Source organism: Bacteroidota bacterium (genome assembly GCA_018698135.1).
GTDB lineage: Bacteria > Bacteroidota > Bacteroidia > CAILMK01 > JAAYUY01 > JABINZ01.
In genome coordinates this window covers 1-7,500 of the sequence record JABINZ010000058.1, presented here as the reverse complement: position 1 = coordinate 7,500, position 7,500 = coordinate 1, and the positions used below count along the sequence as shown (strand labels likewise).

Annotated in this window: 10 protein-coding genes; 4 read left to right on the top strand and 6 right to left on the bottom strand. The window is 34.1% G+C overall.

Annotated features, from left to right (window positions below; all coding sequences use genetic code 11):
* From HOG71_03635 to HOG71_03620, 4 genes are all read right to left on the bottom strand, one after another.
* The coding region (locus HOG71_03635; GenBank protein MBT5989924.1) for a sulfurtransferase at nt 1–743 on the bottom strand (743 nt) is incomplete at its 3' end.
* Nucleotides 744–761: 18 nt separating this feature from the next.
* Nucleotides 762–1,268, bottom strand: coding sequence for a rhodanese-like domain-containing protein (locus HOG71_03630; GenBank protein ID MBT5989923.1), 507 nt, complete (start codon nt 1,266–1,268; stop codon nt 762–764).
* Between the two features lie 4 nt (nt 1,269–1,272).
* Nucleotides 1,273–2,049: a cytochrome B gene (locus HOG71_03625; protein ID MBT5989922.1), complete on the bottom strand. Its 777-nt coding sequence runs from the start codon at nt 2,047–2,049 to the stop codon at nt 1,273–1,275.
* A gap of 8 nt (nt 2,050–2,057) precedes the next feature.
* Nucleotides 2,058–3,674 carry a tetrathionate reductase family octaheme c-type cytochrome gene (locus HOG71_03620; GenBank protein MBT5989921.1) on the bottom strand — a complete coding sequence of 539 codons (1,617 nt, stop codon included), beginning with the start codon at nt 3,672–3,674 and terminating at the stop codon, nt 2,058–2,060.
* Between the two features lie 213 nt (nt 3,675–3,887).
* Here HOG71_03620 and HOG71_03615 point away from each other — a divergent pair, with 213 nt between their 5' ends.
* On the top strand, nt 3,888–4,574 hold the full coding sequence (locus HOG71_03615) for a Crp/Fnr family transcriptional regulator (protein ID MBT5989920.1): 687 nt from the start codon (nt 3,888–3,890) through the stop codon (nt 4,572–4,574).
* 21 nt (nt 4,575–4,595) lie between these two features.
* On the opposite strand, the gene HOG71_03610 is transcribed toward HOG71_03615, so the two are convergent.
* Entirely contained in the window at nt 4,596–4,985 is a 390-nt protein-coding gene (locus tag HOG71_03610; protein ID MBT5989919.1) for an iron-molybdenum cofactor biosynthesis protein, read from the bottom strand.
* Between the two features lie 168 nt (nt 4,986–5,153).
* Nucleotides 5,154–5,552, bottom strand: coding sequence for a DUF134 domain-containing protein (locus HOG71_03605; GenBank protein MBT5989918.1), 399 nt, complete (start codon nt 5,550–5,552; stop codon nt 5,154–5,156).
* Between the two features lie 114 nt (nt 5,553–5,666).
* Here HOG71_03605 and HOG71_03600 point away from each other — a divergent pair, with 114 nt between their 5' ends.
* The 3 genes from HOG71_03600 to HOG71_03590 form a co-directional block, all read left to right on the top strand.
* The gene (locus HOG71_03600) at nt 5,667–6,245 is read left to right on the top strand and encodes a hypothetical protein (protein ID MBT5989917.1); all 579 of its coding nucleotides are present in this window, start codon (nt 5,667–5,669) and stop codon (nt 6,243–6,245) included.
* A 94-nt stretch (nt 6,246–6,339) separates the two neighbouring features.
* On the top strand, nt 6,340–7,161 hold the full coding sequence (locus HOG71_03595) for a hypothetical protein (GenBank protein MBT5989916.1): 822 nt from the start codon (nt 6,340–6,342) through the stop codon (nt 7,159–7,161).
* The coding region (locus tag HOG71_03590; GenBank protein MBT5989915.1) for an SRPBCC family protein at nt 7,162–7,500 on the top strand (339 nt) is incomplete at its 3' end.

Sequence of the window (7,500 nt, the reverse complement as noted above, 5' to 3'; positions counted from 1 at the left end):
TAAATCACAGACGCTTTAACAGCGGTTGCACAATAAAGAATAATTTCCTTATCGGGTTCCAATCCATCAGCTTTAGCTATTTCTGTTATTAATTCTCTGCTCTTGAAAGATTTGTTGAGGTTTAAAACACTTTCCCAATAAAATAACGTTGCTCCGGGAATGTGACCTAAATTATTAAATTCTTCTTTACTCCTTACATCTATAAGGAGTATATCAGGATTGCTCGTACTGGCTTCTACATCCTTGATGCTGGAGAAAACACTTTCATTTAATTGCAAATTATTTTTCACCTTCTTAAAAGGCGTTGGGTTTTTTGTAACAGGATATCCTTTTGCATACCACTCATCAAAATGACCAGATAAGATTTTTATCTGCGTGAGGCCCAGATATTGAAGTGCCCAAAAAACCCGACAAGCATATTTGTTGCTCCCATCATCATACAATATAATTTGCTTGCTAAAATCAATTCCTTTAAGACCAAAATAATTAGTCAACTCTTCGGAATTCATTAATATTCCCATTTCGCTAGGCTTTATATACATTTCTGTATGCCAGATCTGCAAAGCACCTTTTATGTGTGAGGTTTTAAAATCCGCTTCTTTTTGACAAGAAACAATTTGAACATTTTCATCATTAAGTATTGCTTTTAAATCGTCAGCAGTAATCAATGAATTAGCATGTAGGGATGAAAATCCAAGACTTAAAAAAGCAAGTAGCACAAATGTATTAACCAATCTTTTCATGATTTTATAATTTAGATATTAGCAACCACCTACTTCGGCATGATCGTCATGAGATTCTTCAATCCGATCATAAACCTTGGGATAATCTAATTCCCAAGCCTTAAAGCCACCCTCCAGATATTGAACATTGCTATATCCTAAATGATGAAGCGTATGTGCTGCTAAAATACCTCTGTCTCCTTTTTTGCAATACACAATAATTGGGAAATCCTTTTCAGGCATATTGAGTTTTTTTCCTTCCCAAAACTCTTTTTTACCAATGTTGAATTCCAATGTGCCTCTCGACAAACACACAGATCCTGGGATAAATCCAGGCTTGTGTTCATTTAAATCCCTGACATCCAGCAATAGATAATCATCACCATTATCAAGCATTTTTTTCAAGTCTGAAGTGCTTACTTTTTCAACTTGTTTAAGCGCATTATCAACCATTTCCTTTGGTGTAAACGTTGTTTTTTCATGGCATGCAGTAAAAACTAAAGAAAACAGTATTGTGCTAAAAATTATTGCTTTTATCTTTTTCATCTTTCTATAGTTGTTTTTTATTTTTCGGTTTCTGGCTTTCCAATTGTTCATCCTTTACTTTTTTCTCAGTATCCCCAAGAGCTTCGGCCATCACATCTTTAACTTTTTTTGAAGACAAATCATTTTTTGCTGATTTGATATTCTTGCCAGCCTCTTCTATTGCTTCCTCAACAATATCTTTTACTTCATCATCATCCATTTCTTCCCATCCTGTAACCATGGCTTTCAAATTTGAAAAAACAGTATGTCCTGTTGTAATTAAGTACAGATGAACAATTAAAAAAGAAACAAGTACAAAAGCTCCTAATGTATGAATTAAGGCAATTGGTTTCAATGTAGCAATCTCAAAGCCTGAAGATGGGTAGTGAAAAAACATGTAAAATAGGCCTGAAACTACCATTATCGGTAAAACAAGAACAATCAAACCCAAATAAATAATTCTTTGTAATGGGTTCAATTTGCTTAGTGTTCTTTTTCGGGTTGGATGGGGCGCATTTCTGAATATTCCAGTTAAATAATAATCCATTTGTGCTTTCAAATTCTTTTTTGTGGGTATATAATTCCTCCATTGCTCGGTAGAAATATGCCAAAAGAAGGCAAAAATAATAAGAACAATAAATGCCCATGCAGCATAATTATGCCATTGAACTGCCGTTTCATAACCAAACAAATTGAAGGAGCTATGAATTTCGAAACCGGTTAACATAAGTGCAAGAACCAAAACTGTTTGTGTCCAATGCCAGAACCTTTCGAATCCTTTATATAAATATACTTTCTTCATCGTAAATTTTATTTATTTATCTCTCCCTTAATCAATTGGTCAACTACACAGTTTTTTTTCATACTAATCCGGCAAATTAAGTGAATAGAAACACCAATGAAGGAAAATATGATTAAAAGGATACCAATAATATCCAAGCCTAAAATTCGATCACGACCAGGCATGTAAAATCCAGAAAGGCTTTCTAGTCGCCCATTATTTCGAATGTGGCAATCCTTACATTTCAGTGATTCTTCTTTTGGTGAAACCATGTGGCTCAACGGCCAATACATCTCCGTTTCAACAAAACCATATTCGCCACTATAAGCCTGTCCGATATATTCCATCCCTTTTTGAGAGGCAATCTGCCAATCAAAGTCTTTCCAGTAAGCCCCCTTTCCTTTTTCTTTATCCCATAATTTGGGTTGAATAAGGGTCATGTTTTTTGTATCATAAATCTGTTTTCCTCGATGCACTTTAACAGGCCAAATTTTAGAACACTCTGCTGATTTTTTCTTTTTGCCTTTATCGCAATAGGAGCCTGATAATGTATTCATTTGAACAGGAACATCCTTAATTTTATCTTCAATTAACTGATGATCGGCTATTCCATTAAACCAATAGTATTCAGGTATAACATGATCGTCCCAAATAAAAGTTCCCTTAATTCCCATATATTTATGGTTTCCGTCAGCATCGTTCCAATGCATAGGTTCTCCCTGATCGTCAAGAATTCCTGCAGTAGACCAATCCCATATCATTTTTGTACTATTTACTTTCGCGTATTGGGGAATATGGCATGTCTGACAAGCAACTCTTAAATTATGTTCGTTTAATATTTTATCAGCATGTGGTTCTTTGGTGTGACATTGTGCGCAAGTAGCCCTGCTTTTGTTTTCTGATGAAAGTGCATAAAGCTTACCTGCCATCTGGTGATTCTCCGTTACATGACAATCTGTACAAGTCATATCCAATCCATGTTTTGCCATATGCACATCCACATCTTCGGTACAATCTAACAAGGCAATTTCAAGGTCTCCATGTTTTACATTATTTCCGCCACCACCCCAAAAATGGCAAACACCACAATTTTCTTTTGTAGGCAATCCAACATTTCTAGCCACAAAGGTTAAGTCAACACTTGTTTTTGCCTGTCCTCCCACACCACTTTCTTTTTTATATGTTCCTGTATTGTCATGGCAAACCAGACAATCGATGTTTTCAGGATTTGAAAAGTCAAAATCTTTATTTTCCCAGCCATAACCAATATGACACCTGGTGCAGGTTGCTTCACTTGCACGTGTGCCTATGCAAAAATTATTTAGGATATTTCGTTTCCCAATTGGAACAATTCCTTTGCCTTCAATTTCTTCTTCTCTTTGCCACAACCAATGTGAGGTATGAAGCAATTCTTTTCCTCTTTCAGTATGACAAGATAAACATGCTTTAGTTACTTCTGGCCCCGATTCAAATTGTTTTTGCAACTCCTCTAATTTGAAATGATAGATCGCTTTTTTATCCATCTTTGATTTAACAAAAACCTCATTTTTCACAAGTTCCCCTGAATTACCATAGTTCTTCACAATAAGAACTGCAATTAAAATAGGAATGAGAAGTATGCTTAAAAATACCAAAACTCTTTGCATAAAAATGGAATTAAATTTCAGAAAATCAATAATACAAAACTAGACACAAGCTGTTTCACTATTTCTTTTCAGAAACACTACCTAATCAACAAATCGAATGGTTTTCAGCATCTTGGAAACTTACATAGATCAAGTATTATCATGTTATTAAGCATTGCTTAAATCAAAATTGATCAAATTTCCATAATATTGTTAGTGACTAATAAAATCAGTATGGCTAATAATATTATAAGCTGTTTACATTGCAAAAACAAAAGCTCGTGTTTTGAAAAATTATCAGATGAAGAACTTCAGTTTATGAATAATCATCGGGTTGAAATTAAATTCAAAAAAGGAGAAATTATTTGCAAGCAGGGATCAATGGCTTCAAATATTATGTACCTGAAAAATGGACTGGCAAAATTATATTTTGAAAAAAACAAACAAAAAAACCTGATTCTGCGAATTATCTCAACAGGATCAATGTTTGCCCTTCCTTCTATCTCCAACAACATCCTCTATTATTCTGCGATGAGTTATGAAGATTCCCATGTTTGCATGATCGATATAGATGTGTTTAAAAATGTGATGAACAACAACGCTAAATTTGCTTCAGAAGTTGTAGATATCATTAATGAAAATACTATTCAGGGCTATGAAAGAATGTATTGCCTGACACAAAATCATCTTTCAGGTCGTATGGCAAATATACTTTTATGCCTATCTGAGAACATTTATAAAAATGATGCGTTTGAATTGCAATTAAGTCGAAGGGATATTGCTGAATTAACCAATATGTCGGTGGAGAGTGTTACCCGTATTTTAAGAGGCTTTAAAGATGAAAACCTGATAGAATTAAATGGGAAACACTTAAAAATTATGAGCAGGGAAAACCTGTCAAAAATTTGCGAAGTCGGTTAAAATGCCGAAAACTTTTCTTGCTTAGTGTTCGCAATAAAGATCATCCTGATGATCTAATTTATCCTCAAGAAATAACTCAACTGCCTTGCGGGCAATTACTTCTTTGGTAATAAAAACTTGTTTGTTTGAACTCGTCATATCTGTTACCAAACGCTTTCCCATTCCTCCGGCAATTACAATCGAACAATTTTCGAGAGCTTGTAAAATTCCTTGATGAGAATGATGGTGCTCATCGCCTCCCTGATGTCCATGGCTGACATGTAAGCCTTGTGAATGACCTGTAAATCGATTATCCACGAACTCTTCGTTCTGAATAACTCCTTCCTCAATGGTAAATACTATAAATCCTTTGGCGCGTCCAAAGTGCCTTGATATCTGGCTTCCATTATCACTTGGTATGGCTATTTTCATTTTTATCTTCTTTTTTCTTTAAATATAATTGATGATGATATGAATTTTCTCGAATCATTTTCTTCCCACAATCTGGACAAACCTCCTGTTTACAAGGAATACCCTTTTTATGAACATATTTTTTATCGCATCGAATACAAATACAATTTCCTTTGTTTCCGTCCATAATTATTTATTTAATTGCCTGACATCATCTGAATTACAATAATTACACGCATTATTCTTGTCTTGAGAAATGCTTAACTGAAAGCAACTATTACATCTATACCAAAAATCATCGGTTTCGTAATTTCCTCCCTCAAAAAGCAAAGCTTTTCCTTCAATAAACGATTTTGCAATCTGCTTTCGGGCTTTTTCATAAATTCTTGTAAAAGTTGGTCTGGAAATATTCATTTTTATAGCCGATTCTTCATGTGTATAATTCAGGTAATCCGATAAGCGAATGGATTCATACTCTTCAAATAACAAAATAACAGGCTCTAAATCTTTCATTGGAATTCCAAAGGGTTTAAAACCCTCCATCATAGGAGGTCCATTTATTTTTCGTTTATGTTTTGGTCTCGACATAATTAATTTGAACCAAATGTATGTATTTTTATGAACATATGTTCATAATTATGTCTTCTTTTAATACGATATTTTAATTTTATTTTTGAAAAAAATATGTAGGTTTGACTTTTTATGAAAGTAGCATTGTTTTATATATTCCTGTTTACAACAACAATGGGGTGGTCGCAAAACTTAAAATACGACATTCTATATAATGGTAAAGATGTAGGCAATTTGGATGCTGTTATTACCCGAAAAGGCAATACACTCAACTTGGATTTGGTTAGTAAAGTGGTTGCAAAAGTGATAATAACAGTAGAAGTAAAATACACCATGAAAGTTAAATACGTGAATGATGAATTGTATTCTTCAACCGTAATAACCTATTTAAATGGAAATGTTCGCTCAAGCATGCAGGTCGTAAAAAAGAATGGCTATTATTTGGTTAATGAAGATGGCGACCTAAGAAAGTTTTATGGAAAAATAACAATTTCTGATGGTATATTGTGCATCGTTGAGCCCAAATATGTTGATGCAATTTTTTCAGAATTTGATGCCATCAATAAGCCAATTAAAAAAACAGCAAATGGGCGATACACGATGTCACACCCCAGAAACAGTAACCATACAGATTATATATACAAAGATGGAGTTTTGCAGCAATCAACTGTGCATTACACCTTAGCCACATTTGTCATTAGAAAAAAATAATTCAAAAGTTCAATCCATCAGAAAAACTCATATATACTAAATTACATGTTTAAATAAAAGCCATTATCTTTGATTAACTAACGTTTCGTGATAAATGTCCGATAATAAAGAATATAAATACCCCATTAAACACACGGCCTTCAATTGGTTTTTTACCCGCAGAATTCTCAGACGCATTAATAAAAACATAGAAGAAATAGGATTTGCAAAAGCCTTTGCCCGAGTAATTGATTCTGTCAGTAAAAAAATGGATGTTCAGCGGCACCCTGATGCAATAAAGACCTTAAGTGAAGATCCTGTATTGCTGATTACCAATCATCCTGCTGAATTAGATGCCATGGTTTTGCTGAGCAGTTTGCCTACACGCAAAGATGTTTTTATGCTCATTAATAATTCCTTTATTTCGGTACTGCCTGCATTTGATCCACATTGCATTCCTGTTTACGTTAATTACAGAACACAGGGAGACGAAAGAGAAACCATGCGAGCAAAAGTATTGAAAAGAATTCATTATAGTCCTTTACTTACATTGGAAGAGTCGAAAGTAAAAAACAGAGAGGCCATAGGTGTTTCTGCAAAGGCAATTGACGATGGTGGAGTCATATTACTGGCTCCCGGTTTTGGTAATAATGATACAGAGTTTAAAATTGGTTTGGGTTATATGCTTAATGCTGTTTCGATTCCTGAGAAGGCGAAGATAATTATGACCCATATTTCAGGTACTTCCAAATTGGATTATTTCAGAGCAATTCCTTTGTTAAAAAAAGTTCTACCTCGTTTTCGGATCATTTATTCTGGTCCTGCTGAATTGAAAAAATTTGTGAGTGGAGATCCAAAAGTTGATACAAAGAGTTTGCAGGATTATTATTTCAATTGGGTTAACACTGAAATTCTTCCAAAACTAAAAAACAAATAAATGAAATTTAGTTGCCAGGTTGAAATTAATGCTCCTATCGATCAAGTTCTTGAACTATTTGTTAATCCTGATAATTTAAAAGAATTGCAAGATGGATTTATTAGTCATGATCATGTCAGTGGTAATCCAGGCGAGAAAGACGCTAAATCGAAGTTTATTTATAAATCGGGCAGAAACACGATTGAACTCATCGAAACCATCCGTATTAACAAACTTCCTGAAGAATTTCTAGCCTTATATGAAGCCAAACAAATGATCAATACAATGTCGAGTTCATTTACACAGATTGATGAAAGCAAAACACTGTATACATCCAACCTCGAATACATAAGCTTCCAT